Here is a 24589-nt window from a genome sequence, read left to right as displayed (position 1 = left end):
GACATCTAGTCGATCTCAGGTCGTCGATCTCAGTTCAGCACCTCGACGATGCGGCGCGAGCGCGGCTCGACCAGCACGGTCTCGCCGTTCACGACGGTGTAGCGATAGGTGGTGGCGCCGAAACGTTGCGGCACGTCATAATAGGTGATGCCGCTCTCGGGTAAGATGGCGCCGACCACCACGCGATCCGGGATACGGAACGGCGGCACACGTTGTTCGACGACATAGTCGCGGAAGGCCAGCCGCTGGTCGGCCGCAATGGTCGGGCTGCTGTCGACCACGGCGGGCGCGCGTCCCACCGTGACATCGCTTTGCGCCTGTGCCGCGAGGGGCGAGCCGATCGCAACGCACAGCGCCGCGAGGGCAAGAATCCTGTTTCGCATGGGCAACTCCTTCGAAGTGATGTTCGGCAAGCGCCAGTGGCGCAGTCGGTTGCCAATGCATGCGACTTCGCAATGTTCCGGGAAAGGGCCTGCCGTATCCGCGGCAATTTCGGGCAGTTTTCGCGAAGCCGGGAACTCGCATCGGTCTTACGCGTCTCTACTCGCGGAACCGGGACCGCTATGATCCGCCCGCGATTCGTCCACCTCCACAGAAAGATAATTCATGCACATCACCGTCGCCCACATTTCGCCGATCCTGTCGTTGATTGCGGGCGTGCTCATCCTGATCATGCCGCGACTCCTCAATCTGATCGTCGCGATCTTCCTCATCGTGAATGGCGCGATCGGGCTCGGGCTCCTGAAGTGGCTCCACCTCTAGGCGTTCACTTTTCGGAACTGTCCGTCTTGCGCGGGCCCGCCCAAAATGGTGTAAGGCCCGCGATTTCCCATTCCTCTCGCAGGTTGTGTGCAAGCTATGGCCAAAGCCGCTTCGAAGCCGAAGAAAATGCCAGCGAAAATCCCAGCGAAATCAAAGTCCTCCGCCGCGGCGAAGGCCGCGCCGCCGGCCCGCAAGGCGCTGGCCAAGAGAGCGCCGAAGCCGGTCGCCAAGCCCGCTGCCAAATCCGCCGCAAAGCCGGCGGCAAAGGCTGTGACCAAGGCGGCTCTGCCGAAGGTCGCTGCGAAGCCCGCACCGAAGAAGGCTACGCCCGCGAAAGCGGCGCCAGCAGCGGCCAAGGCCGGCAAATGGGTATTCACATTCGGTGACGGCAAGGCCGAGGGCCGCTCGGAAATGCGTGACCTGCTCGGCGGCAAGGGCGCCAACCTCGCCGAGATGGCCAATCTGGGCCTGCCGGTCCCTCCGGGCTTCACCATCCCGACCTCGGTCTGCACCTATTTCTACGCACACGACAAAACCTATCCGAAGGAACTGCAGTCTCAGGTTGAGAAGGCGCTGGATCATGTCGGCAAGTTGACCGGCAAGGTGTTCGGCGACACCAAGAACCCGCTGCTCGTCTCCGTGCGCTCCGGCGCGCGCGCCTCGATGCCGGGCATGATGGACACCGTGCTCAATCTCGGCCTCAACGACCAGACCGTGGAAGCGCTGGCCGAGCTGTCGGGTGACCGCCGCTTTGCCTATGACAGCTATCGCCGCTTCATCACCATGTATTCGGACGTGGTGCTCGGCTTCGAGCATCATCATTTCGAGGAAATCCTCGACACCTTCAAGGACGGCCAGGGCTACACGCTCGACACCGATCTGTCCGCCGACGATTGGGTCGAGCTGGTCGGCAAGTACAAGGACGCGGTCGCGCGCGAGACCGGCAAGGACTTCCCGCAGGATCCGCACGACCAGCTCTGGGGCGCGATCGGTGCTGTGTTTTCCTCCTGGATGAACACGCGCGCGGTGACCTACCGCAAGCTGCACGACATTCCGGAATCCTGGGGCACCGCGGTCAACGTGCAGGCCATGGTGTTCGGCAACATGGGTGAGACCTCCGCAACGGGCGTTGCCTTCACACGCAACCCTTCGACCGGCGAGAGCAAGCTCTACGGCGAGTTCCTGATCAACGCGCAAGGCGAGGACGTGGTGGCGGGCATTCGCACGCCGCAGGACATCACCGAGGAGGCGCGCAAGGAATCGGGCTCCGACAAGGCGTCGATGGAATCGGCGATGCCGGAGGCCTTCAAGGAGCTGACGCGGATCTACACGCTGCTCGAGAAGCACTACCGCGACATGCAGGACATGGAGTTCACGGTAGAGCAGGGCAAGCTCTGGATGCTCCAGACCCGCGGCGGCAAGCGAACTGCGAAAGCAGCGCTGCGCATCGCGGTCGAGCTCGCCAATGAAGGTCTGATCTCGAAGAAGGAAGCGGTGACGCGCATCGATCCGGCTTCGCTCGACCAGCTCTTGCATCCGACCATCGATCCCAACGCCAAGCGCGACGTGATCGCAACCGGCCTGCCGGCCTCGCCCGGCGCTGCCTCCGGCGAGATCGTGTTCTCCTCGGATGAAGCGGCCAAGCTTCAGGCCGACGGACGCAAGGTGATCCTAGTCCGCATCGAGACCAGCCCGGAAGACATCCACGGCATGCATGCCGCAGAAGGCATCTTGACCACGCGCGGCGGCATGACCTCGCACGCGGCGGTGGTCGCGCGCGGCATGGGCAAGCCCTGCGTCTCCGGCTGCGGCACCATCCGCGTCGATTACGGCCGCGGCACCATGAGCATCGGCTCGCGCACCTTCAAGACCGGCGACGTCATCACCATCGACGGCTCGCTCGGCCAGGTGCTCGCGGGGCGCATGCCGATGATCGAGCCGGAGCTGTCCGGCGAGTTCGGCACGCTGATGAACTGGGCCGACCAGGTCCGCAAGATCGGCGTGCGGGTCAATGCCGATACGCCGGAGGACGCGCACACCGCGATCAAGTTCGGCGCGGAAGGCATCGGCCTGTGCCGCACCGAGCACATGTTCTTCGAGGAGACGCGCATCCGCACGGTGCGCGAGATGATCCTCTCCGAGGACGAGCAGTCGCGCCGTGCCGCGCTCGCAAAGTTGCTGCCGATGCAGCGCGCCGACTTCGTCGAGCTGTTCGAGATCATGAAGGGCCTGCCCGTCACGATCCGCCTGCTCGATCCGCCGCTGCACGAGTTCCTGCCGCACACCCATGCCGAGGTCGAGGAAGTGGCGCGCGCCATGAACACCGACCCGCGGCGCCTCGCCGACCGCGCCCGCGAGCTCTCGGAGTTCAATCCGATGCTCGGCTTCCGCGGCTGCCGTATCGCGATCGCCTATCCTGAAATCGCCGAGATGCAGGCGCGTGCGATCTTCGAGGCGGCGGTCGAGGCGCAGAAGCGCACCGGCAAGGCCGTCGGTCTCGAGGTGATGGTGCCGCTGATCGCGACCAAGGCCGAGCTCGACCTCGTCAAGGCGCGGATCGATGCCACCGCACAGGCGGTGATGCGCGAGACCAATACGAAGCTCGCCTATCAGGTCGGCACCATGATCGAGCTGCCGCGCGCCTGCCTGCTCGCGGCCGAGATCGCGCAGTCCGCCGAGTTCTTCTCGTTCGGCACCAACGATCTCACGCAGACCACCTACGGCATCAGCCGCGACGACGCGGCGAGCTTCCTCGGTCCGTACGTTGCGAAGGGTATCCTCTCGGTCGATCCCTTCATCGCGCTCGACCAGGAAGGCGTCGGTGAGCTCGTCAAGATCGGCGTCGCGCGCGGCCGCAAGACGCGGGCCTCTCTCAAGGTCGGCATCTGCGGCGAGCACGGCGGCGATCCCGCCTCTGTCGCCTTCTGCCACCACATCGGCCTCGATTACGTGTCGTGCTCGCCCTACCGCGTACCGATCGCCCGCCTCGCCGCCGCGCAAGCCGCGCTCGGCAAGGAGATCGCGAGCCAGGCGTAAGCAACGAGGTCAAATGTTGAATGCGAAGAGGCGGGGCCCAACCCCGCCTCTTTCATTTTGCGCCGTGCTGTATCCACACCGTCATTGCGAGCGCAGCGAAGCAATCCAGAGTCCTTCCGCGGAACGATTCTGGATTGCTTCGTCGCAAGTGCTCCTCGCAATGACGATCGTGTTGCATGCGCCTCGCGCCACACACTCACTGTCATCGCCTGGCTTGACCGGGCGATCCAGTACGCCGAGACGGCAGTGTCTGAATCGAGAAGCCGCGGCGTACTGGATGCCCCGCTTTCGCGGGGCATGACACCGGTTATGAGGAAACGCTTTGCGCAAACGCCAACAACGGAACTCATCACACGTCCCGTAATGATACGTGCGTGCAAGAGTTCCTTCACCATTTGCGTTGACCCATTGTTTACCGCTTCACCTCGCTCGGCATTTACCAACACGCGCGATCACCCCGTGAAAACACCTGTGTTCGCTTGAGTGTGCCGTGCGCGCAACGTCGATTAACGCTCCGGCAACCTAAATTAGATACTTACGATAAAGATCGAATTGCACGGACGTACTGCGGTCCGATTTTTCTGGCGTAAGCGTAGCGTGAGCGTATCGATGTCAGTGTTGCGTAACCATCCGAAGGGCGCGCGGTTCGCGTCCTTCGGCATCGGTCTCTGCATCTTCGCATTGATGCCGAGAGAGACCGGCTATCAGGACATTGCCTCGCTGCTGGCGCGCCAGCCCGGCGTCGCCGAGCGGTGGCAGAAGCAGGTGTATTCCGCGGCGTCCTCGATCCAGCTCGCCACCTACAGTTTTTCCCGGCCGATCGGCACCTCGGTTCCGCAGAGCGCGATGGTTCGCCTTGCCAGCATCGATGGCCGCGACGTCACCGGCGCGATCAGCCGCAATCCGGCGCTGCAGGCGCCGCCGCGCTACCAGGCCGCCGATTTTCCCAAGGTCGATCGCTCCATGAAGGGTGATCGTCTCGCGATCGTGACGCCGACGACGTCTCCCGATGCGGCTGCGCCGCCGGCAGCGCCCGCGCAGGAAGATCCGGCGACGTCGAACAGCTCCGTGTTTGGTGCCAAGACCGCCGCGTTACCGCAGCCGATGTCGCCGGAGTCCGCGGCCGCGCTCGATCCCGAGCTCCAGGAAGCGCTGCGTGCGCCGCCGCTGCCGCAATATACCAACGCGCCGCAGGCGAGCGATGCCGCGCGCGCGTTCGCGGTGCAGCCGCTCGACGAGCTGAAGCAGGCCACCGCGCCGGCCCCGCCGGCGCGCGATCCCTTCACCGTCAAGACGTCGAACCTGTTCTTCGGCAGCTCCTCGCTCGGCGGCAATCTCGAAAGCATCGAGAGCTGGCAGCCCGGGGCCGAGCCGCTGATCGTGATGCCTGATCCCGACATGAAGGTGACGGCCTCGCTGTCGCCGCCGACAGCGGAGATTGCCAAGGACATCGAAAGCGGCGAGAGCGTCGCGCCGAAGGGCGAGGTCAACGCCGACAACCAGCGCGCCAGATCGCCGGCGGAGCGGCTCGCGCTCGACGACAAGTCGCGCGCCAAGTCCGAGAAGTGCCTTGCCGAGGCGGTGTATTTCGAATCGCGCGGCGAGGCCGTGCGCGGCCAGATCGCGGTGGCGCAGGTCGTGATGAACCGCGTCTTCTCCGGCAAATATCCCGACACCGTGTGCGGCGTCGTCTACCAGAACAAGTACCGCCATTTCGCCTGCCAGTTCACCTTTGCCTGCGACAACAATCCGGACGTGATCCGCGAGCCCGAGATGTGGGAGCGCGCCAAGAAGATTTCGAAAGCGATGCTCGATGGCCAGATCTGGCTGCCCGAGGTCGGCAAGTCGACGCACTACCACGCCTATTGGGTGCGCCCGTCCTGGGTCGCCGAGATGAAGAAGATGTACAAGACCGGCGTGCACACCTTCTATCGGCCGCGCAACTGGGGCGACGGCAGCGAGGAGCCGAGCTGGGGCACGCCCGCGCAGACCGCGGCGCTCTCCGCCGAACTCGCGCAGGAAGCCAAGAGTTCCGCGGAGATGGGCGAGCGGCGGTAGTTCTCTTACCTCGCCCCGCTTGCGGGGAGAGGCAAGGACCATCACGCCTCGATGTCCAGCGCGCAGTCGAAATTCGGCGCCGAATGCGTCAGCGCGCCGGCAGAAGCGTAGTCGACGCCGGTGGCCGCGATCGCCGCGATCGAGTCCAGCGTGACGCCGCCGGACGCCTCCAGCTTGAGGCGGCCCTCGGTGAGCCTCACCGCCTCGCGCAACGTCGCGGTATCCATGTTGTCGAGCAGCACCGCGTCGGCCAGTCCGGTGGCCAGCACCTCGCGCAGTTGCGCAAGCGTGTCCACCTCGATCTCGATCTTGACGAGATGGCCGGCATGAGCGCGGGCGCGCTCCAGCACGGGGCGGATGCCGCCGGCGACCGCGATGTGGTTGTCCTTGATCAGGATCGCATCGTCGAGGCCGAAGCGGTGATTGAACCCGCCGCCGCAGCGCACGGCATATTTCTCCAGCGCTCGCAATCCCGGCGTGGTCTTCCGCGTGCAGCAGATGCGCATTTTCGTGCCTTCGGTGCGCGCGACGTAGTCGGCCGTGAGTGTCGCAATTCCCGACAGGCGGCCGATGAAGTTCAGCGCGGTCCGCTCCGACGTGAGAATGGCGCGCGCGGGCCCTGAGATCGTCAACACCTGCTGCCCGCGGGCAACCCGCGCGGCGTCGCGGACATGCGCGCGGACCTCGATGTCGGGTGAGAGCTTTTGCAGCGTCGCCAGCGCCAGCGGCAATCCAGCGATCACGCCGGATTGGCGCGCGACCAGGATCGCCTGCGCCGTCGTGGCTTCCGGAATCGTTGCCAGCGAGGTGACGTCGCCGGCGCGCCCGAGGTCCTCGTCGAGCGCGCGCTGCACGGCCTCGTCGATGGCGAGCGGCGAGAGAAAGGCGTCGGGATAGAGCAGTGAGGTTGCGGTGATCATGAGAACTCCGTCAGGCCATGATGGATTGCGCGGTGCGCGGCATTAAGCGATCGGCGAGGCCGTCGGCCACCTCGCGCACTGCGGCGAGCGTGGTCATCGTTCGTTGCGCCAGGGCAGGGACTTCCGCCGGATGGTCGGAGCGGAAATGCGCGCCGCGGCTCTCCTGCCGGCTCCAGGCCGCGGCGGCGACGAGCAGCGCGGACGTCGCCATGTTGCGTAGCGCGATGCTCGTAGCCTCGCGTTCAAGCGCGGCGAAGCTGCGGACGGCCTCGGCGAGCCCGTCACCCTGGCGGATCACGCCGACGCGTGCGGTCATCATCGCCCGCAGCCGCTTCACGGCCGCAGCATCCGGCGCGCTGCCGCGCGGCGTCACCAATGCGTCAGGCCAGTGGGCAGGCGAGGGCACCGTGCGACCGGCGATGTCCTCAGCGATGCGCGCGGCGTAGACCACGGCCTCCAGCAGCGAATTCGACGCCAGCCGATTGGCACCATGCGCGCCGGTGGACGACACTTCGCCGCCGGCCCAGAGCCCGTCGATCGAGCTGCGGCCGCGCGCGTCCACCGCGATGCCGCCCATGTGGTAGTGCGCGGCCGGCGCGATCGGGATCGCCTCTGTCGCGGGATCGATTCCGGCGGCGATGCAGCTTGCATGCACGGTCGGAAACTTTTCGGCGAAGCGTGCCCCCAGCGCCTGTCGCGCATCGAGGAAGGCGCCGCGCCCGGCCGCGATCTCGGCAAAGACGCCGCGGGCCACGATGTCGCGCGGCGCGAGCTCGGCGAGCGGATGGCGCGCCGGCATGAAGCGCTCACCATGGCGGTTGATCAGCGTCGCGCCTTCGCCGCGCAGCGCCTCGGTCGCTAGCGGCGCCGGATCACGCCCGACCATCATGGCAGTCGGATGGAACTGCACGAATTCGGGATCGGCGATCACGGCGCCGGCGCGAGCGGCGATCGCAAGGCCCGAGCCGCTGGCCTCGAGCGGATTGGTGGTGGCGGCATAGAGATGCCCGAGGCCGCCGGTGGCGAGCACGATCGCGCGCGAGGCGAGGATGATCGGCCGTGCAGCGGGATTGCCGGCCTCGCGTAATTGGAGGCCCGTGACGGCGCCGTCCTCGCTCAGCAGTGCTTCGGCGACGAGACCTTCGATGATGCGGATCGACGGCGTGCGGCGCACGGCCTCGCTCAAGGCCGCGATGATCGCCGCGCCCGCGCCGTCGCCGCGCACATGCACGATGCGCCGGGCCGAGTGTGCGGCTTCGCGTCCCACAGCGAGCTTTCCTTCGAGATCGCGATCGAATGGGACGCCATAGGCGAGAAGGTCATGGATTCGCGGCGCCGCCTCCCGCGCGATGCCAAGTGCAACGGCTTCATCGACGAGACCGCCCCCGACGGCAATCGTGTCCGCGGCATGCGCTTCCGGCGTATCGCCTTCGGCCACCGCCGCCGCGATGCCGCCTTGCGCCCATGCGGAGGATGCGCCCTGTCCGAGCGGCGCCGCCGAGATCAGCGTCACCGGCCGCGGCGCGAGCTTCAGCGCGCAGAACAGCCCGGCAAGGCCGCCGCCAACGATGACGACGTCTTCGGTGCCCCGGGTGAGATTGTGGATGTTGTTTGTTGTTGTCATCGCTATTTCCTCTTGCTCCGCCGTCGTCCCGGCGAAGGCCGGGACCCATACTCCGCGGCAGCAATTGTTTGGCTCAGCTGCTTAACGTCGGTTTTTTTTGCAACCACGTCGGCCTGTGGTTATGGGTCCCGGATCTGTGCGCGCTTGAGGCGCGCTTGTCCGGGACGACGGCTGTGTTTGTGCCTACGTCTCAAGCTCAATTCTTCAGATTGATCATTCGCTCGACCGAGCGCCGTGCGCGCATCGCGAGCGCGGGATCGATCGTCACTTCCTCGCGGAGCGTCCGCAGGCTTTCCAGGATGTTGGCAAGCGTGATGCGCTTCATGTGCGGGCAGAGATTGCAGGGGCGCAGCATCTCGACGTCGGGCAGTTCCGCCCGCACGTTGTCGGCCATCGAGCACTCCGTGATCATCACCAGCCGTCGCGGCCGCTTGTTGCGGACCCAGTTGATCATGTGCGCGGTCGAGCCGGTGAAATCGGCCTCCGCCAGAACGTCCGGCGGGCATTCGGGATGCGCGATGATTTGCACGGTGGGATCGCCATCGCGAAGGTTGCGCAGCTCATCGCCGGTGAAGCGCTCGTGCACCTCGCAGGCGCCCTTCCAGGCGATGATCTTCACGTCGGTCTTGGAGGCCACGTAGGTAGCGAGATAGCGGTCGGGCAGGAAGATCACGCTTGGCGCGTTCAGGCTCTCGACCACCTGCACCGCGTTGGACGAGGTGCAGCAGATATCGACCTCGGCCTTCACCTCCGCTGAGGTGTTGACATAGGCGACGACCGGCACGCCGGGGAATCTTTCGCGGAGCAGGCGAACGTCTGCGCCGGTAATGCTGGCGGCGAGCGAGCAGCCGGCCCGTAAATCCGGGATCAGCACCGTCTTGTCCGGGTTGAGCAGCTTCGACGTTTCCGCCATGAAGTGCACGCCGCACTGGACGATGATGTCGGCCTTCACCTTGGTCGCCTCGACCGCGAGCTGGAGTGAGTCGCCGCCGATGTCGGCGACGCAATGGAAGATCTCCGGCGCCTGGTAGTTATGCGCGAGGATCACGGCGTTCCGGGCGCGCTTCAGCTCGTTGATCGCCTTGATGGTCGGCGCTAGCAGCGGCCACTCGATCGGCGGGATCACGTGCTTCACGCGTTCGTAAAGGGATGCAGTGGCGCGCTCGACCCCGGGCGTCCAGTCCAGCGAGGGCATTGGCAGCGCGGCTCCCGCTCGGGAGGGCGCGGCGCGAGGGGAGCTGATGTCTTGGACATTGACTTGGCCATTGATTCGGCCGTGCGGCCGGTTGGCGAAGTCGTCGGGACCGTAGATTCCAGTGATCGGCATCGAAGCCTCCCTTGCATGCCAATTATGCTCAATATGAGTATATTTTGAGCCCGAGTAATCCGGCCGAAGGCCGGAGCTGGATGTCATCGACACTCTAATATGCTCAATATGAGTAAATCAAAGATAACACGCTCCGCCGAAGATCGCTAGGTCCCATCGCACACATTCCCGTCAAGTCACTCGACGCGCGTCCGGCGAGCCGCGTGAAACGCAATGCTCCCGCGATAGCTCCTCGTGGAATGCAACCGTTTTTGACTTGGGATTTTCATGCAAATGCATTAAACGACCTGACTCGTGGCTTCCTATTTGCGAATCCGCCAACAGACGAGGAACACCATGTCGACACAGATAGGCGAGCTCGCTCCGGTCTCACGTTCCTCGACCTGGCGCACCCCGGCCGTCATCATTCTCTGCGGCTGTGCGATCGGCATGCTCGGCTTCGGCCCGCGATCGGCGCTCGGCTTTTTCGTGCAGCCGATGAGCCATGAGTTCGCCTGGGGCCGCGACGTGTTCGGCCTTGCGATCGCCGTGCAGAACCTGCTGTGGGGCTTGGGCCAGCCCCTCGCCGGCGCGGTCGCCGATCGCTTCGGCCTGTTCCGGGTGATGTGTGTCGGCGCTCTGCTCTATGCCGGCGGCCTGCTCTTGATGCGCTACTCCTCGACGCCGCTGTCGCTCGACCTCGGCGCCGGCGTCATGATCGGCTTCGGCCTCGCCGGTTGCTCGTTCAATCTGGTGCTGTCGGCGTTCAGCAAGCTCCTGCCGGCCGAGAAGCGCGGCCTTGCGCTCGGTGCCGGCACCGCGGCGGGATCGTTCGGGCAGTTCCTGTTCGCGCCGATCGGCGTCGCGCTGATCGATAATTTCGGCTGGCAGCAGGCGCTCTCCGTGTTCGGCTTCCTGATGCTGCTGATCATCCCGCTATCGCTGGCGCTCTCGACGCCGCCGGTCGCAAGCGCGGCGACCGCGGCGCCTGCGGATGAGCAGACCTTCACCAGGGCGCTGGCGGAAGCCTTCGGCCACCGGTCCTACGTGCTCTTGGTGCTCGGCTTCTTCACCTGCGGCTTCCAGCTCGCCTTCATCACGGTGCATCTGCCGGCCTTCCTGGTCGATCGCGGCATCTCGGCGCAAACCGGCGGCTGGGTGATCGCGGCGATAGGCCTGTTCAACATCATGGGCTCGTTGAGTGTCGGCTACCTCCAGAACACTCTGCCCAAGCGCTACATCCTCTCGACGATCTATTTCACCCGCGCGCTCGCGACGCTCGCCTTTATCTCGTTCCCGATCACGCCGTTCTCGGCGATCGCATTCGGTGCGATCTCCGGCCTGACCTGGTTGTCGACGGTGCCGCCGACCTCGGCGCTGGTGGCGCTGATGTTCGGCACGCGTTGGCTCGCAACGCTCTATGGCTTTGCCTTCGTCAGCCATCAGGTCGGCGGCTTCCTCGGCGTCTGGCTCGGCGGCATCGTGTTCGAGCGCTTCGGTTCCTACACGCCGATCTGGTGGCTCTCGATCCTGTTCGGCGTGCTCTCTGCATTGATCAATCTTCCGATCGTGGAGAAACCGGTCGCACGGGCGGTTGCGCAGCCGGCCTGATCGGCTAAACATTCCCGACAAACAAGTCAGGGAGTTCAGTCGTGGCCACGTTCAAGGCAATCCGGATCGACAAGGCGGACAAGGGCACCACCGCGCAGCTGACGCAGTTCGACGAAGCCGAGCTGATGGACGGCGACGTCACCGTGCGTGTGGAATGGTCGACGCTGAACTACAAGGACGGCCTCGCACTCACCGGCAAGGCGCCGGTGGTGCGCCGCTTCCCGATGATCGCCGGCATCGATTTCGCCGGCACGGTCGAAGCGTCCTCGCATCCGCAGTGGAAGGCGGGTGACAAGGTGGTCTGCACCGGCTGGGGCATGGGTGAAACCCATCTCGGCGCCTATGCCGAGAAGGCGCGGGTGAAGGGCGACTGGCTGGTCGCGCTGCCGCAGGGCCTGTCGGCGCGCGACGCCATGGCGATCGGCACCGCCGGCTTCACCGCGATGCTGTCCGTGCTGGCGCTGGAGAAGCACGGCATCTCGCCGAAGAGTGGCCCGGTGGTGGTGACGGGCGCCGCCGGCGGCGTCGGCTCGGTTGCGACCGCGGTGCTGTCGAAGCTCGGCTACCACGTCATCGCTTCGACCGGTCGCGCCTCGGAGGCAGACTATCTGAAGCACCTGGGCGCAGCCGAAGTGATCGACCGCAACGAATTGTCGGCACCGGCGAAGCCTCTGGCCAAGGAGCGCTGGGCGGGTGGCGTCGATAGCGTCGGCTCGACCACGCTCGCCAACCTCCTGTCGATGACAAAATACGGTGGAGCGATCGCGGCGTGCGGCCTGGCGGCCGGCATGGACCTGCCATCTTCCGTCGCGCCGTTCATTTTGCGCGGAGTGTGCCTTCTCGGCATCGATTCGGTGATGTGCCCGATCGAGCCGCGGAAAGCCGCCTGGCAGCGCCTAGCGTCCGATCTCGACCGGACGAAACTAGCTGAAATCACTCATGAAATTCCGCTTGCCGAGGTGTCCGACTGGGGCGCGAAAATTCTGGCCGGCGCGGTCCGCGGTCGCATCGTGGTAAAAATAGTCTGACGGCGTTCAGACTTTACCAACCAAGCTGCTCCAATCTTGCCATGGTTAGTATGGTAAGCAGCGGGTAAAGAGAGATAAGGCATCGCCCGCCGCGGGGTTGGTTCGGAGTTGAGCATGCTTGCGCGTATTGTGTTGGGGGCTGTCACGGCGGCAGCGACGTTTGCGCCGGCCATTGCCGGAAGCATGAATGCAGACGAGGCGCGCCGCTTCGTCGCCGGCAAGGTGTTTGCTTTCACCTGTTTCGACGGCACCCGCGGTGCGGGCCGCATCCTCGACGACCTCGGTGCCGCCGGCGCGGTGCAGTTCTCGGGCGCAGGTCCGGTCAAACATCTCCGCCTGCCCGGCAACACGCTCCAGATTCGCGGCCAGAACGTCTGCGCCTCGATCAAGGGCATTCCGTTCGAGCCCTGTTTCAACCTGGAAAAGACCGACGAACGCAGCTTCCGCGGCTCGGTCTCGGGCATGGGCTTCGCCTATTGCGACTTCCACCATCAGGGCGGCAATCAGATGCTGATGGCACGCGCCGTCGCGCGTCCGCGCTCGCTGCGCTCATCGGAGCGCACAGGTTCAATCGGCGCGCCCAACACAGAGGTCGCCGCGCGGGTCGAGACGCCGCGTGTCGAGAGCGGTCGCCTCGAGCCGGTAAAGTCGGAAGCCAAATCGGAACCGGCGAAGACCGAGGCTCCGCTGGAGCTGCGCCGCTCGACTCAGTGAGCTGGCTGCGCGGGGCAGGCCGCGCACTTTGTCGTTGAATATCCCTATCGAACACGAAGCCGCCGCGCCGTAGTCATACGGACGGCGGCTTTCATGCGTTGGTAGCTGTTCGCGTCCCAGTTTGCGTACGGCCGGGGGACGCGGCCCTACGCAAGGGTTCAACGATGTCGCTGTACTTTTTTCGCATCAGCACCGGCCGCTATTCCGGCGCTGCCGACCAACCTTATGAGTTCGAGGATCGCGCAGCGGCCTGGACCGAGATGACCGAGGTTTGCGCCAATCTGCTCGGCGGCATCGCCCGCGGCCTGAAGCCGAATGCCGAGTGGCGCATGGAGCTGCTCGACGAGAACAAGCAGCCGATTTTTCGCGTCAGCCTGGTTGGAGAGGCTGTCGGATGCAAAACGTCCTAGGTCCGACTTCAAGCTGCAATTTACAACTATGACGAGACTATCCTCGTTCAATTTCAATTATTTAGCGCGCAAAATCAGTATTTCTGCGAGGGCGCTCATTAACCAAAAGAGGAACTCTGACCGATAGGCTTTCACGGTAAGGGCGATCAACGTCCAAGCGGCCAGCAATGACTTGGCAGCTCGTTGCTTGGGAAACGTACCATGTTGAGCCTTTTTCAGGATATGCGGATCGGGACCAAGCTGGCGATCGCTTCGGCTCTCGGAGTGCTCCTGGTTGGAGCCATGATTGCGAGCCAGATGCTCGGCAATGCGAGTATCCGCGAGACCAGCCAAAGTGCACTTGCACAGCAGGAGATCGCGCGCGACGCAATCAGGGCCGAAGTTGCAGTTCGCGGCATGCAACTCGCAGTGCGCGACCTTCGTCTCGCCAATAGCGCGGCCGATCTTCACAAGGCCAGCCAGAGTCTCGGCGATCAGCAGAATTCGATGAGCATGCTGGTCGAGGCGATGCTGAGGCTTTCTCACGCGGCGGAGAATCGTGTCCGCATGGAGAAACTGAGATCGCTCGCGGCGGACTATGGCAAAGCTGCGCAGCAGATTGCCGGCGTGCGCGGCGAAGCCGTCGCCGTCGCCGCGTCTGGCCCAGACGGCGCGACGCGCGCCGCGAAGCTCAATGACGAAGGCATTCGCATCGCGCGGGAGCTTACGCTGCCGATCGCAGCCCAACTCGACGCGCTGATCAGCCAGATCGCCGACTATGCGAGACACAAATCCGACGAGGACAATGCCGCGGCTGCCGCTCAGATGAGATCGAGCGAGCAGATCGGAGCGGCGGTCGGCGCCTTCGCGGCGCTCGTTCTGATCGGCTCCTGGCTCCTCTCCTTCCTCAGCATCGCGCGGCCGATCCGCGCGCTCACCGTGGCCATGGACAAGCTCGCCGGCGGCGATTTTTCAGTGGTGCTACCCGGGCTTGGTCGCAAGGACGAGGTGGGCGGCGTTGCCGCTGCCGTCGAGAAGTTCAAGATCGTGTCCGAGCAGAAGGCGCAAGAGGAGGCCGAAGCCAAGATCAGGCAGGACCAGATCGCGGCCGCGCGACGCAAGGCCGAGATGCACAAGCTCGCCGACAGTTTCGAATCCGCCATCGGCGAGATCGTCGAGACCGTCTCTTCGGCCTCGACCGAGCTCGAGGCCTCGGCTTCGACGCTCACCTCGACCGCCGAGCGCGCGCAGGAGTTGACCACGGTGGTTGCTGCCGCCTCCGAAGAGGCCTCGACCAACGTGCAGTCGGTGGCATCCGCGACCGAGGAACTGTCCTCATCGATCAACGAGATCAGTCGTCAGGTTCAGCAGTCCGCGCGCGTGGCCAACGAAGCGGTCGGCCAGGCTCGTGTCACGACCGAGCGGGTCAGCGAGTTGTCCAAGGCGGCGACGCGCATCGGCGACGTGATCGAGTTGATCAATTCGATCGCCGGCCAGACAAATCTGCTCGCACTCAATGCCACGATCGAGGCCGCCCGCGCCGGCGAAGCGGGCAAGGGGTTTGCGGTGGTTGCCTCCGAGGTCAAGGCCCTGGCCGAGCAGACGGCGAAGGCAACCGGCGAGATCGGGCAGCAGATTTCCAGCATCCAGACCGCGACCGAGCATTCGGTCGGCGCGATCAGGGACATCAGCGACACCATCGAGAAGCTGTCGGAGATCTCTTCGACGATTGCGGCGGCCGTGGAAGAGCAGGGCGCCGCGACGCAGGAAATTTCCCGCAACGTGCAGCAGGCGGCAGAAGGCACTCATCAGGTGTCGTCCAACATCACCGACGTGCAGCGCGGTGCGAGCGAGACCGGCTCGGCATCCTCGCAAGTCCTGTCTGCCGCGCAAATGCTGTCCGGTGACAGCAGCCGCCTCAAGCTCGAGGTCGGCAAGTTTCTCGGCTCTGTGCGCGCCGGCTGACGGTGGCGTCTTGAGCAGACCCCGATCTGCAACCGCCGCGCGCGAAACTGCGATGGTTGCGCGCGTTCGTATTTCGACGCCGCGACCGATGCGCGCAGGGTTAACCTTCCGGAAAAGCGATGCAGGCATGATCTCCGCAATATTCCGGGCGCTGAGTCGCCCTTCATGTAGGGCACCTCGGAGGTCTCGGCGAACATAGGCCATGTGCAGAGCGGCGCCGGCGAGACTGGGGCTGCTTCTGCGCAGGTGCATTCGGCCGCCCAGTCGCTCTCGCAGGAGAGCAACCGGCTGAAGAGCGAAGTGGCACGTTTCCTGGAGTCGGTGAGGGCGGCGTGACGACGTCGGCCCTGTCTGTTGCTATGCATGAAGCACGGCGCAGCGCGAGATCTGTGCAGCTGCAGCGGATGGTCGGAGAAAATAGTGATTGTCGGGCCGCCCAGTAGTTTACGTAGGACCATGTTAACGCCTGCTTGCGAATATAGGGCGCAATTCTACGCGATAAGAACCAGCCATCATCGTTGAACTGACCTCCGCCGGTCGTCCGTCGTGACGCCTGTGGCGCAGGTTGACGTGCGCGCCGCCAGCTATCATCGGGATTCGTGTGATGTCGAAGTTGTCGATCGTCTTCAAGCTGCTGACCGTGCTGTCGGTCCTCGTGCTCTCGCTCGCCGGTGTCGGCGTTACGGCGATCGGCACGATGCAGAACATCAACGCCCACACCGTCGAGATTGCGCAGAGCTGGTTGCCGAGCGTGCGTGCGCTCGGCTCGATGCGCGCCGACATCAACGAGCTTCGCGTCGCACTTCGTCTGCACCTGATGCAGGACACCGCTGAAGGCAAGGAAGCCGCCGAGAAGCGCCTCGCTTCATTGCGCGAGCGCATCGAGAAGACCCGCAAGGTCTACGAGCCGCTGATCACCGCCGCCGAGGAGCGCTCGCTCTACGAACAATGGACCAGGGCGTGGGCCGAGTATCTGAATGGCGTTCAGGACGTGATGGCGCTGTCGCGCAAGAGCGTCGGCCGCTTCCCGACCGATGCCAACGAGCTGTTGCAGACCAAGGTCGCGAAGATGGCCCAGGCCGCCGATCCCTTGCTCCAGAAGGGCATCGAGTTGAACAATCAGGGCGCCGAGCTGGAGACGAAGCAGGCCGCTGACAGCTACGCCACGATCTTCCGCGTGCTGGTCGGCATCATCGTGCTCTCGGTCGCGATCGCGATCGGCGCCGCCTATTATCTCGTGCGCGACGTTTCTCGCGGCATTGCTTCGATCATCCGTCCGATGCAGTCGCTCGGCGAAGGCGACCTCTCGGCCGAGGTGCCGCATCGTGGCGAGAAGACCGAGATCGGCTCGATGGCCGATGCGCTGCAGATCTTCAAGGAGGCGCTGATCGCCAAGAAAACCGCCGACGAGGCAGCGGCGCGCGACGCCGAGGCCAAGATCGAGCGCGGCCGCCGCGTCGACGCCATCACCCGCAAGTTCGAAGCGATGATCGGTGAAGTGGTCGGGACCGTGTCGTCGGCCTCGACCGAGCTGGAGGCATCGGCGACGACGCTGACCAACACGGCGCAGCGCGGCCAGAAGCTCGCGACCGTCGTCGCAGCTGCCTCCGAGGAGGCCTCCACCAACGTCCAGGCCGTGGCGTCCGCCTCGGAGGAGCTGTCCTCCTCCATCACCGAGATCAGCCGCCGCGTTCAGGATTCGGCGCGGATGGCCGCGGAAGCGGTCGAACAGGCGGCGCGGACCAACGAACGCGTCAACGCGCTGTCGCAGGCGGCCGCCCGCATCGGCGACGTCGTCGAGCTCATCAACACCATCGCAGGCCAGACCAATCTGTTGGCGCTGAACGCGACCATCGAGGCGGCACGCGCCGGCGAGGCCGGCCGCGGCTTCGCCGTCGTTGCCTCGGAAGTGAAGGCGCTCGCCGAACAGACCGCGAAAGCGACCGGCGAGATCGGAGCGCAGGTGTCGGGCATCCAGGCCGCAACGCAGGAATCCGTCAGCGCCATCCAGGAGATCGGCGGCACCATCGAGCGGCTGTCCGAGGTCTCCGCGGCGATCGCCGCCGCGGTCGAGGAGCAGGGCGCCGCGACGCAGGAAATTTCGCGCAACGTGCAGCAGGCTTCGGTCGGCACCCAGGAGGTCTCGATGAACATCACCGACGTGCAGCGCGGTGCGACCGAGACCGGCTCGGCCTCGACCGAAGTGCTGTCGGCAGCGAAATCGCTGGCGACCGACAGCACCCGCCTGAAGGTCGAGGTCGCGCAGTTCCTGGAGTCGGTCCGCGCCGCCTGATCCTCAACTGCCTGTCTGCGGAGCCGGCGGCGGTGCGACCTGCCGCCGGAACAGGATGCGCTGGTAGAGCCAGCCGATCGCCACCAGCACGACGCCGAGGCACATGAACGACAGCGCGCGATAGACGCCCGTCAGCGTCGACATGTCGATGACGAAGGCCTTCAGGATCGTCAACGCGATGACGGCGGCAGAGGCCAGCCGCGCGCGCTCCGAATTCACCAGGATGCCGACGCCGAGCAGCACCACGCCGAAGGCGAGCCAGCCGATCGAATAGGTGTATTGCTCCGCGCCCGTGGTGCCGCCGTAGAGCAGGACCGGGCCGTGATAGAAGCGGCGGATCTCCAACGTCACGTAGGTGAGCGCGAACACCAATGCCCCGCCCGCGATCGTATTCGCGTAGGCGACGAGGCGATGTCCCGCCACCGCATAGGACAGCAGCAGCATCAGCACCGCGGGGAGCGCATAGCCGAGCAGCAGCAGGTTGAACACGAGGCCGCCGACATTGACGCTGGAGAGCAGCAGCGGGTTCTCCAGTATCAGCAGGCCGAACACGCTGATGAGTTCGGCGATCACGGTGAGCGCGATCGCACCGACATTGTGCACGATGCTGTGGCTGCGCAGCCGCAGGCGCTCCAGCCCGATGGCCATCGCGAGCGTGACGCAGACTTGCAGGGCGAATTCGAGCAGCGACGGCGGCGAGATCATGTCGCCACCGGTCGCAAAGTGCCGGATCTCCATGAAGGCGAGCAGCGCGGTGAACAGGATCGCGGCGGTCTCGACCATGCGCAGCGGCGCGTCGTCGCCGCGGCGGCGCAGGAACATGCTCGCCGCCCAGAACGATGCAGCCGGTAGGCCATAGCCCCACAAGAGCCAGTTCAGAATCGGCGTGGTGCCGACAGCATCGCCGACGATGCGCGGGTCATAGACGATGCGCGCGGTGACGATGCCGGCAAAGATGGCGGCGAGCCAGCGCAGGAACGGGATCGGCCGCTGCATCGAGGTCCAGGCGGTGCCGAGCGACATCAGCGCGAGCGTGATGGTGAGCCAGCCCTTCTCCAGCGCGAAGGTCAGCGCCAGTGCCAGCGCGCCGAGCGTGCCGGTCGCGAACAGCGCCGTGGAGATCATGATGCCCGGCCTGGTCTCGCGGCGCGTGAGCGATTCGGTCGCAGCACCAAAGGCGGCGGCGAGCAGCACGGCGAGGATCGCAAACGGGATCGAGCGGTCGAGATGGGCGATGCGCGTGTAGAGCGTAACCAGGATCGCGATCGGCGTCGCGACCGCCGCGGCCGACCACACCACGGGGATGACAGCCGAATTCGACCGGCCCTGCGCGAGGAAGCCGGTGATGCCGAAGCCGGCGGCGAAGACCGCAGCCATCACCAGATGCAGCGTCACGGAGCTGTCGATCGCTGCTGGCCCGACACCCGGCAGGGGACCGCCCGGCAGCACCAGCATGTCGGGATTGGCCCGCACCGCCCATTCGGCGAACACGATGAAGACGGTCGCCGCGGCCGCGCCCAGCGCACCGGTTGCTGCCGGCGCACGCCAGGCGACAAACAGCGTTCCCGCGACCAGAAGGGTGAAGGCGATCAGCGCCAGATCGGCATGCGCGCTCGACAGCACGATGATCATCGCTGCGAACAGATAGGCGCCGAGCGAGCTCGACGACACCGGCTCGATCTCGCCGTCCTCGATGGTCGGGCCGAACATGAAGCCACAGACGACGAGGAGCGCAGCGAGCGTGAAGCCCGCAATGACGTGGAAGGTGTGCGGCGCCACCTGCAACTCGGGCTCGAGCCCCACGAAGGTCCAGAGTACCGCAAAGACGATGGTGGTCACCGCGAGCCAGCGCCACAGCCGGATGCGGGCGAGGCCGAAGCTCGCGGCGGTCACGATCGCGAGATAGATGTAGAGCGCCCAATAGTCCGGCTTGCCGCTGGAGACGAGGACCGGCGTCACGAACGCGCCGACGACGCCGAGGCCCGCGAGCGCGGGCCCATGCAGCAGCGCGGCGGCCAGCGTGCCGAGCGCGACGAGGCCGAGCAGCACGAAGGCGGTGGCGGGCACGAGGAAACCGTAGAGCGCATAGGCTGCATAGATGGTCGCGAACGCCACCGCCGTGCCGGCCGCGGTGAGGATTGCCGGGATGTTGGCGATCGGCAGCGCCTGGATGGTCGAGATGCTTTCCTTGCGCCGCGTCCATTCGCCGGTACCTAACAGCGCCAGCGCGAACAGGCCGCCGAGGAAGACGCGCACGCCGGGGCCGACAAGGCCGGCCTCGATCGAGTAGCGCACCATGAAGAAGCCGCCGAGCGCGAGCGCAAGCCCGCCGATCCACACCACCCAGCGCGTGCCGAGTCGCTCCTCGAAGCCGGGTGCGGGTGCAGGCAGCGGAGGCGGTGCAGCGGCCTCGGTGCTCGTTTCAAGCGGCGGCGGCGAAACAGCTTCGGTGACGGGTGGCGGCGCCGGCTCGGCTTCCGGCGCAAGCGGCGGCGGCTCCGCCGCAGCCGTCGCGGTTGCGGGCGCCTGTTCCCACGTCGGCGTGAGCGGCGGCGGCTGAACCCGTCGCTGCGCATTAAACATCTCTTCGAGCGAGCTCAGCCGGCGGCGAAGCTCGGCTACCTGACTGGAGGCCTTGATCGCGACGAGGAAGGCGGCGATCGCAATGATCAGCGCAAAGACGTCAAACGGGCCGTCGAACATGAAGCCTCCAGGCAACCGGCGGGCAGGGCCGATCGCGAAATCTTAGAGTCTTGGTTTCGAGCATGATCTTGCTCGGAAAACCGCTTACGCACTTTTCCGGATCATGCTCAGCGCCGGGAGCGTACGCGCAAACCCGGCGCGGGCCGCTCCTGGAGCAGTTCGCGGCGGAAGCGATAGAGCGCCGCCGGCCGTCCGCCGGTCTGTGTCGACATCGCCCCGGTCGGTTCGACCAGAGCTTCCGTTTCGACGAGGCGGCGGAAATTCTGCTTGTGCAGGTGGCGGCCGGAGATGGCCTCCACCGTATGCTGCAATTCCGTGAGTGTGAACTCGGCGGGCAAAAGTTCAAAGACCACAGGACGATACTTCAGTTTTGCACGCAGCCGCGCGATGGCTGTGGCGAGGATGCGCCGGTGATCGAACCGCATCGAGGTCCCGAGCGCGGGAAGCGTCTTGCGCGCTAATGCCGCAGGCCTGCCGTCGCGCCGGGCCTCCTCGATCAGCCCGGCCTCGTACAGGAGCTCATAGCGGTCGAGCACGCGCTCCTCGTCCCAGGGCGCACCGTCGAGACCGAAATAGAACCGCACGCGATCCTTCCGCGGCAGCGCGCGCGTGGTCTCCGGCGTCTCCTCCTCGGCCCATTTCATCAGCGCTGGGATGATGTCGCGGGCGATGATCTCTGGCGGCTGTTCGCGCCAGTCTTCCCAGGGGAAGAAGCGATACCATGGCTCGAAGCTCGCGCCGGTCGCGGCGAGCTCGCCATCGACGGCGCGCGTCAGCGCGAGATAGCCGATCGACACCATATGCGCGCCGGTGTGGCCGGCTTCGGCATGACGGCCGCGGTCGCCGAACGTGTAGAGCTGCTCGACATAGCCGAGCCGCAAGCCTGCCTGTTGCTCGACCCAGGCGCGCAGGCCGATCTCGAAGGTGCGATGGGCGAGCGCATCGAACGGCCCGAACGGCAGGCCGGCAAGCCCGTCACCGCCGCGTGCGGTGAGGATCTGCGGCTCGCGGTCCTCGATCGCGACGATCGCGGCGGTCAGGCCAATCTCGATCGGCGTCAGCAGCTTGTCATTCATGCGATGATGATCGCGGGTGTTCCCGCAAACTTGTCATGCCCGGGCTTGTCCCGGGCATCCACGTTCTTTGTACAGCTGGAAAGTTCGTGGATGGCCGGGACATAGGCGAGCGAAGCGACGCCGTCCTTCAGACGGCTATGCCCGGCCATGACGGCAACACCTGCATTGTCGCGCGCAGCTGTCATTCGAGCTCGATCACGAAGGGGCGGCCCTCGACCATCATCGCGCCCGGGCCCATTTCGTCGAGCGCGCGCAGCATGCGGCCATTGCGTCCCAATGCACGATCGGCAAGGCCGACGATGCGCCGGTTCGGCGAGGCGATCGGCGAGGCCGCGCGGATCTTCCTGGCGATCTCGATCTCGTCGCGGTTCGGATTGAGCGCGCATACCGCTGCAAACGCGCTGGCGGTGGAGCGGCTGATGCCGGCGTAGCAATGCACCACCAGCGGCGCGCTGCGGTCCCAGCCCCGCACGAAATTCAACACTTGCTCGATATGCGTCTCCGACGGTGCGACGAAGCCGTCCATCTCCTCGGTGATGTCGTCCATCGACACCTTGAGATGGTTGGCCGGCAGCACGGACACGGGACGCGCCACCTGCTCGACATTGGCCATCACCGTCAGCACATGGCTGGCGCCGGTGAGGCGGACGGTTTCGGGAAGCGCGGCGAGGGAACAGACATGGATCATGGCGGACCTTTTTGCCGCTGATTATAGCGAGCGGCCGTAGGGTGGGCAAAGCATCCCACATCGTCGTCCCGGCGCAGGCCGGGACCCATAACCACCGGCCGGCGTGACTGAGGCGGTGGCAACTCCCAGTCTTCGCAAAACCCCTTCCCGGAGTATGGGTCCCGGCCTGCGCCGGGACGACAGCAGAGATCGAGGCACCACTGCCCTACGCAATCACCGCGCCAAACCGCTCCAGGAACTGCCTCTCGGCCCGCGCCGCGGTCCAGGGCGTGAGATAGTCGCGCCGGACGCTGTCGGGTAGGCCGGGATCCTTGCCGAACAGGCGCCGCGCCTCGCTCTCGCTGAAACCGGCAAGCTCGGTCGCCTCCAGATAAGCCGCGCCGCGATCGGCAGCCTTGATCGCCTGCGTGATCTCCTCCGGCAGCACCGGCGGTAGCCCGAAGCGAATGTGGATGGCGCCGAGCAGGCGTTTCTCGACCGCCTTGTAATGGCCCTCGAGCACGGCCTTGAACGGCGAGATCATGTCGCCGATGACGTATTCGGGTGCGTCATGCAGCAGGGCTGCGAGTCGCACGCGCTGGTCGACGCGCGGCATCTCATGCCGCATCACGGTCTCCACCAGCAACGTATGCTGCGCGACCGAGAAGATGTGGGTGCCGATGGTCTGGCCGTTCCAGCGGGCGACCCGTGCGAGGCCATGCGCGATGTCGGCGATCTCGACGTCGAGCGGGGAGGGATCGAGCAGATCGAGCCGTCGGCCCGACAGCATGCGCTGCCAGGCGCGGGACTGCGCATCGCGCGCGGTCTTCTTCTCGACAGTCATTTGGCCTTGAGGCGCGGCTTGCGCTGCGTCTTGCCGCAGGTCGCGTGACAATGGCAGTCGACCAGATGGTCGTTGACCATGCCGGTCGCCTGCATGAAGGCATAGACGATGGTCGGGCCGACGAACTTGAAGCCGCGCGAGGACAGCTCCTTGGAGATCTGCACCGACAGCGGCGTCGAGGCTGGTACGCTCGCGCTGGTCTTGAAATTGTTGACCTTGGGGCGGCCGTCCATGAAGTCCCACAACAGCTTCGAGAAGCCCGGTCCCTTCTCCATGATCTCCAGATACGATTTTGCGCTCAGGATGGCGCCGTCGATCTTGGCCTTGTTGCGCACGATGCCGGCATCGTTCATCAGCGCGTGCACCTTTTTGCCGTTGTAGCGCGCGATCTTCTCTGGCTGGAAATCGTCGAAGGCTTTGCGGAAATTGTCGCGCTTACGCAGGATTGTGATCCAGGAGAGGCCGGCCTGGAAGCCATCGAGGATCAGCTTTTCGTAGAGTGCGCGGTCGTCATACTCAGGCACGCCCCATTCGGTGTCGTGATAGGCGACATAGAGCGGATCTTCGCCCGGCCAGGGACAGCGGGTCTTTCCGTCGGGATGCAGGCGAGGGGCGCGGCTCATGCGATGGGTTGCTTCGATGGAATGCGGACGATGTCGGGTTCGGCGAGCGTCAGCGCGAGGCCGCCCGCGGTGAGCGGCTGGCCCGCATCGAGCGCATCGGCGACGCGGTCGACGCGCACCAGCGCGATGCCCTTGCCGCGGGCGGTCGAGCCGATGGTGCCGACCGGCTTGTCGCCGGCGAGAATGGTGGCGCCAATCTCGGGCGAGGGTCCCTCGAGCAGCACCTTGACGCTGCGGGTGCGCGCGGTGCCGCGATGCTGCATGCGCGAGACGACCTCCTGGCCGACATAGCAGCCCTTGTCGAAATCGACGCCGGCGAGCCGGTCCATGTTGGTCTCGTGCGGGAACGCATCGCTGTACATGAAATCCAGCCCGCCGCGCGGCACGCCGAGCGCGATGCGGTGGGCCTCGTATTCGGCCGCGTCGACCAGCTCGGCGCCGATGAGATCGGACAGCTTCTGCTTGAGATCCTCGGGGACGAGAATGCGATAGCCGAGCTCATTGTGGCGCGGATCGGCGAAGCCGAGGTCGGGCTGAGCGGCAGGCTGGCCGTCCCAGGCTGCGAGCACGCCCAGAGCATCGGAGAGGTTTTCCACCGTGACCTTGGCGCGCAGCTTGTAGAATTTCAGCTTGGTGGCGAGGCCCTCGGCCAGCGCTTTCGGGCAATCGATCAGGAACCCGCCGCCATGGCCGGCGGGCACCTCCGTGATCAAGAAATCGACGATGATCTTGCCCTGCGGCGTCAGCAGCGCGCCGAATCGCCCCAGGCCCGGCTTGAGCCTGTCGACATCGGTGGTGACGAGGCCGTTGAGGAAGTTGCGCGCATCCTCGCCCGCGACCTTGACCACGCCCCGGTCGGGAAGAAACGCTGATTTCATGCGAAAATCTCTTGCGACATGTTGCTCCGGAACGTAAGCCCGCAAGGCAAAAACGACAAGACCTCGAGCCCTGCGCTTGGGGATGAGAGAGG

The 24589-nt window shown here is 65.5% G+C and carries 20 protein-coding genes; 9 read left to right on the top strand and 11 right to left on the bottom strand.

Annotation, left to right across the window (positions count from 1 at the left end; all coding sequences use genetic code 11):
- Nucleotides 1-29: 29 nt before the first annotated feature.
- Nucleotides 30-383, bottom strand: a complete 354-nt coding sequence (locus AAE027_RS03060) for a DUF1236 domain-containing protein (RefSeq protein ID WP_091892615.1) — start codon at nt 381-383, stop codon at nt 30-32.
- 223 nt (nt 384-606) lie between these two features.
- On the opposite strand from AAE027_RS03060, the gene AAE027_RS03055 reads away from it, so the two are divergent.
- From AAE027_RS03055 to AAE027_RS03045, 3 genes are all read left to right on the top strand, one after another.
- The gene (locus AAE027_RS03055; RefSeq protein WP_018648785.1) at nt 607-762 is read left to right on the top strand and encodes a DUF3096 domain-containing protein; all 156 of its coding nucleotides are present in this window, start codon (nt 607-609) and stop codon (nt 760-762) included.
- A 96-nt stretch (nt 763-858) separates the two neighbouring features.
- Nucleotides 859-3798: a pyruvate, phosphate dikinase gene (gene ppdK / locus AAE027_RS03050; RefSeq protein WP_370984868.1), complete on the top strand. Its 2940-nt coding sequence runs from the start codon at nt 859-861 to the stop codon at nt 3796-3798.
- 609 nt (nt 3799-4407) lie between these two features.
- Nucleotides 4408-5856, top strand: a complete 1449-nt coding sequence (locus tag AAE027_RS03045) for a cell wall hydrolase (RefSeq protein WP_370984869.1) — start codon at nt 4408-4410, stop codon at nt 5854-5856.
- 41 nt (nt 5857-5897) lie between these two features.
- Here AAE027_RS03045 and nadC read toward each other — a convergent pair whose 3' ends face one another.
- From nadC to nadA, 3 genes are all read right to left on the bottom strand, one after another.
- Nucleotides 5898-6776 carry a carboxylating nicotinate-nucleotide diphosphorylase gene (nadC, locus tag AAE027_RS03040; protein ID WP_370984870.1) on the bottom strand — a complete coding sequence of 293 codons (879 nt, stop codon included), beginning with the start codon at nt 6774-6776 and terminating at the stop codon, nt 5898-5900.
- A 10-nt stretch (nt 6777-6786) separates the two neighbouring features.
- Nucleotides 6787-8400, bottom strand: a complete 1614-nt coding sequence (locus AAE027_RS03035; protein WP_370984871.1) for an L-aspartate oxidase — start codon at nt 8398-8400, stop codon at nt 6787-6789.
- Between the two features lie 196 nt (nt 8401-8596).
- Nucleotides 8597-9727: a quinolinate synthase NadA gene (gene nadA, locus AAE027_RS03030; RefSeq protein ID WP_370984872.1), complete on the bottom strand. Its 1131-nt coding sequence runs from the start codon at nt 9725-9727 to the stop codon at nt 8597-8599.
- A 336-nt stretch (nt 9728-10063) separates the two neighbouring features.
- Between nadA and AAE027_RS03025 the strand changes: the two genes are divergently transcribed.
- The 6 genes from AAE027_RS03025 (at nt 10064) to AAE027_RS03000 (ending at nt 17706) form a co-directional block, all read left to right on the top strand.
- Nucleotides 10064-11317 (top strand): MFS transporter, encoded by a 1254-nt coding sequence (locus tag AAE027_RS03025; RefSeq protein WP_128942637.1) that lies wholly within the window; start codon nt 10064-10066, stop codon nt 11315-11317.
- Between the two features lie 41 nt (nt 11318-11358).
- Nucleotides 11359-12345: an acrylyl-CoA reductase (NADPH) gene (acuI, locus tag AAE027_RS03020; protein WP_091892600.1), complete on the top strand. Its 987-nt coding sequence runs from the start codon at nt 11359-11361 to the stop codon at nt 12343-12345.
- A 114-nt stretch (nt 12346-12459) separates the two neighbouring features.
- Nucleotides 12460-13059, top strand: coding sequence for a hypothetical protein (locus AAE027_RS03015; RefSeq protein WP_128942639.1), 600 nt, complete (start codon nt 12460-12462; stop codon nt 13057-13059).
- 164 nt (nt 13060-13223) lie between these two features.
- A complete protein-coding gene (locus AAE027_RS03010) occupies nt 13224-13469 on the top strand; it encodes a DUF6894 family protein (RefSeq protein ID WP_091892596.1) in 246 nt (81 codons plus the stop codon).
- A 201-nt stretch (nt 13470-13670) separates the two neighbouring features.
- Nucleotides 13671-15413 carry a methyl-accepting chemotaxis protein gene (locus AAE027_RS03005; RefSeq protein WP_370984873.1) on the top strand — a complete coding sequence of 581 codons (1743 nt, stop codon included), beginning with the start codon at nt 13671-13673 and terminating at the stop codon, nt 15411-15413.
- A gap of 604 nt (nt 15414-16017) precedes the next feature.
- On the top strand, nt 16018-17706 hold the full coding sequence (locus AAE027_RS03000) for a methyl-accepting chemotaxis protein (protein ID WP_370984874.1): 1689 nt from the start codon (nt 16018-16020) through the stop codon (nt 17704-17706).
- 3 nt (nt 17707-17709) lie between these two features.
- Here AAE027_RS03000 and AAE027_RS02995 read toward each other — a convergent pair whose 3' ends face one another.
- The 7 genes from AAE027_RS02995 to ygfZ all read right to left on the bottom strand — a co-directional run bounded on the left by AAE027_RS02995 (nt 17710) and on the right by ygfZ (nt 24497).
- Nucleotides 17710-20409 carry a DUF2339 domain-containing protein gene (locus AAE027_RS02995; RefSeq protein ID WP_370984875.1) on the bottom strand — a complete coding sequence of 900 codons (2700 nt, stop codon included), beginning with the start codon at nt 20407-20409 and terminating at the stop codon, nt 17710-17712.
- A 107-nt stretch (nt 20410-20516) separates the two neighbouring features.
- Nucleotides 20517-21485 carry an NUDIX hydrolase gene (locus AAE027_RS02990; RefSeq protein WP_370984876.1) on the bottom strand — a complete coding sequence of 323 codons (969 nt, stop codon included), beginning with the start codon at nt 21483-21485 and terminating at the stop codon, nt 20517-20519.
- Nucleotides 21482-21670 (bottom strand): hypothetical protein, encoded by a 189-nt coding sequence (locus AAE027_RS02985; protein ID WP_370984877.1) that lies wholly within the window; start codon nt 21668-21670, stop codon nt 21482-21484. Before AAE027_RS02985 ends, AAE027_RS02990 begins: the two co-directional genes overlap by 4 nt.
- On the bottom strand, nt 21667-22173 hold the full coding sequence (locus AAE027_RS02980) for a tyrosine phosphatase family protein (RefSeq protein ID WP_091892584.1): 507 nt from the start codon (nt 22171-22173) through the stop codon (nt 21667-21669). The genes AAE027_RS02985 and AAE027_RS02980 overlap by 4 nt, the downstream gene beginning before the upstream one ends.
- A gap of 205 nt (nt 22174-22378) precedes the next feature.
- Nucleotides 22379-22996, bottom strand: a complete 618-nt coding sequence (locus tag AAE027_RS02975; protein WP_370984878.1) for a YfbR-like 5'-deoxynucleotidase — start codon at nt 22994-22996, stop codon at nt 22379-22381.
- Entirely contained in the window at nt 22993-23619 is a 627-nt protein-coding gene (locus AAE027_RS02970; protein ID WP_370984879.1) for a DNA-3-methyladenine glycosylase I, read from the bottom strand. The genes AAE027_RS02975 and AAE027_RS02970 overlap by 4 nt, the downstream gene beginning before the upstream one ends.
- A complete protein-coding gene (ygfZ, locus tag AAE027_RS02965) occupies nt 23616-24497 on the bottom strand; it encodes a CAF17-like 4Fe-4S cluster assembly/insertion protein YgfZ (RefSeq protein WP_370984880.1) in 882 nt (293 codons plus the stop codon). Before ygfZ ends, AAE027_RS02970 begins: the two co-directional genes overlap by 4 nt.
- Between the last annotated feature and the right edge of the window lie 92 nt (nt 24498-24589).

Origin of the sequence: Bradyrhizobium sp. DN3, from assembly GCF_041357655.1 — a bacterium.
Classification (GTDB): domain Bacteria; phylum Pseudomonadota; class Alphaproteobacteria; order Rhizobiales; family Xanthobacteraceae; genus Bradyrhizobium.
This window is presented reverse-complemented; position numbering and strand designations above follow the sequence as displayed.

Bases quoted from the DNA above. Each gene is read 5' to 3' on its own strand.
- AAE027_RS03060 (WP_091892615.1), bottom strand. From the start codon at position 383: ATGCGAAACAGGATTCTTGCCCTCGCGGCGCTGTGCGTTGCGATCGGC.
- AAE027_RS03055 (WP_018648785.1), top strand. From the start codon at position 607: ATGCACATCACCGTCGCCCACATTTCGCCGATCCTGTCGTTGATTGCG.
- ppdK (WP_370984868.1), top strand. From the start codon at position 859: ATGGCCAAAGCCGCTTCGAAGCCGAAGAAAATGCCAGCGAAAATCCCA.
- AAE027_RS03045 (WP_370984869.1), top strand. From the start codon at position 4,408: ATGTCAGTGTTGCGTAACCATCCGAAGGGCGCGCGGTTCGCGTCCTTC.
- nadC (WP_370984870.1), bottom strand. From the start codon at position 6,776: ATGATCACCGCAACCTCACTGCTCTATCCCGACGCCTTTCTCTCGCCG.
- AAE027_RS03035 (WP_370984871.1), bottom strand. From the start codon at position 8,400: ATGACAACAACAAACAACATCCACAATCTCACCCGGGGCACCGAAGAC.
- nadA (WP_370984872.1), bottom strand. From the start codon at position 9,727: ATGCCGATCACTGGAATCTACGGTCCCGACGACTTCGCCAACCGGCCG.
- AAE027_RS03025 (WP_128942637.1), top strand. From the start codon at position 10,064: ATGTCGACACAGATAGGCGAGCTCGCTCCGGTCTCACGTTCCTCGACC.
- AAE027_RS03015 (WP_128942639.1), top strand. From the start codon at position 12,460: ATGCTTGCGCGTATTGTGTTGGGGGCTGTCACGGCGGCAGCGACGTTT.
- AAE027_RS03010 (WP_091892596.1), top strand. From the start codon at position 13,224: ATGTCGCTGTACTTTTTTCGCATCAGCACCGGCCGCTATTCCGGCGCT.
- AAE027_RS03005 (WP_370984873.1), top strand. From the start codon at position 13,671: ATGTTGAGCCTTTTTCAGGATATGCGGATCGGGACCAAGCTGGCGATC.
- AAE027_RS03000 (WP_370984874.1), top strand. From the start codon at position 16,018: ATGTCGAAGTTGTCGATCGTCTTCAAGCTGCTGACCGTGCTGTCGGTC.
- AAE027_RS02995 (WP_370984875.1), bottom strand. From the start codon at position 20,409: ATGTTCGACGGCCCGTTTGACGTCTTTGCGCTGATCATTGCGATCGCC.
- AAE027_RS02990 (WP_370984876.1), bottom strand. From the start codon at position 21,485: ATGAATGACAAGCTGCTGACGCCGATCGAGATTGGCCTGACCGCCGCG.
- AAE027_RS02985 (WP_370984877.1), bottom strand. From the start codon at position 21,670: ATGACAGCTGCGCGCGACAATGCAGGTGTTGCCGTCATGGCCGGGCAT.
- AAE027_RS02980 (WP_091892584.1), bottom strand. From the start codon at position 22,173: ATGATCCATGTCTGTTCCCTCGCCGCGCTTCCCGAAACCGTCCGCCTC.
- AAE027_RS02975 (WP_370984878.1), bottom strand. From the start codon at position 22,996: ATGACTGTCGAGAAGAAGACCGCGCGCGATGCGCAGTCCCGCGCCTGG.
- AAE027_RS02970 (WP_370984879.1), bottom strand. From the start codon at position 23,619: ATGAGCCGCGCCCCTCGCCTGCATCCCGACGGAAAGACCCGCTGTCCC.
- ygfZ (WP_370984880.1), bottom strand. From the start codon at position 24,497: ATGAAATCAGCGTTTCTTCCCGACCGGGGCGTGGTCAAGGTCGCGGGC.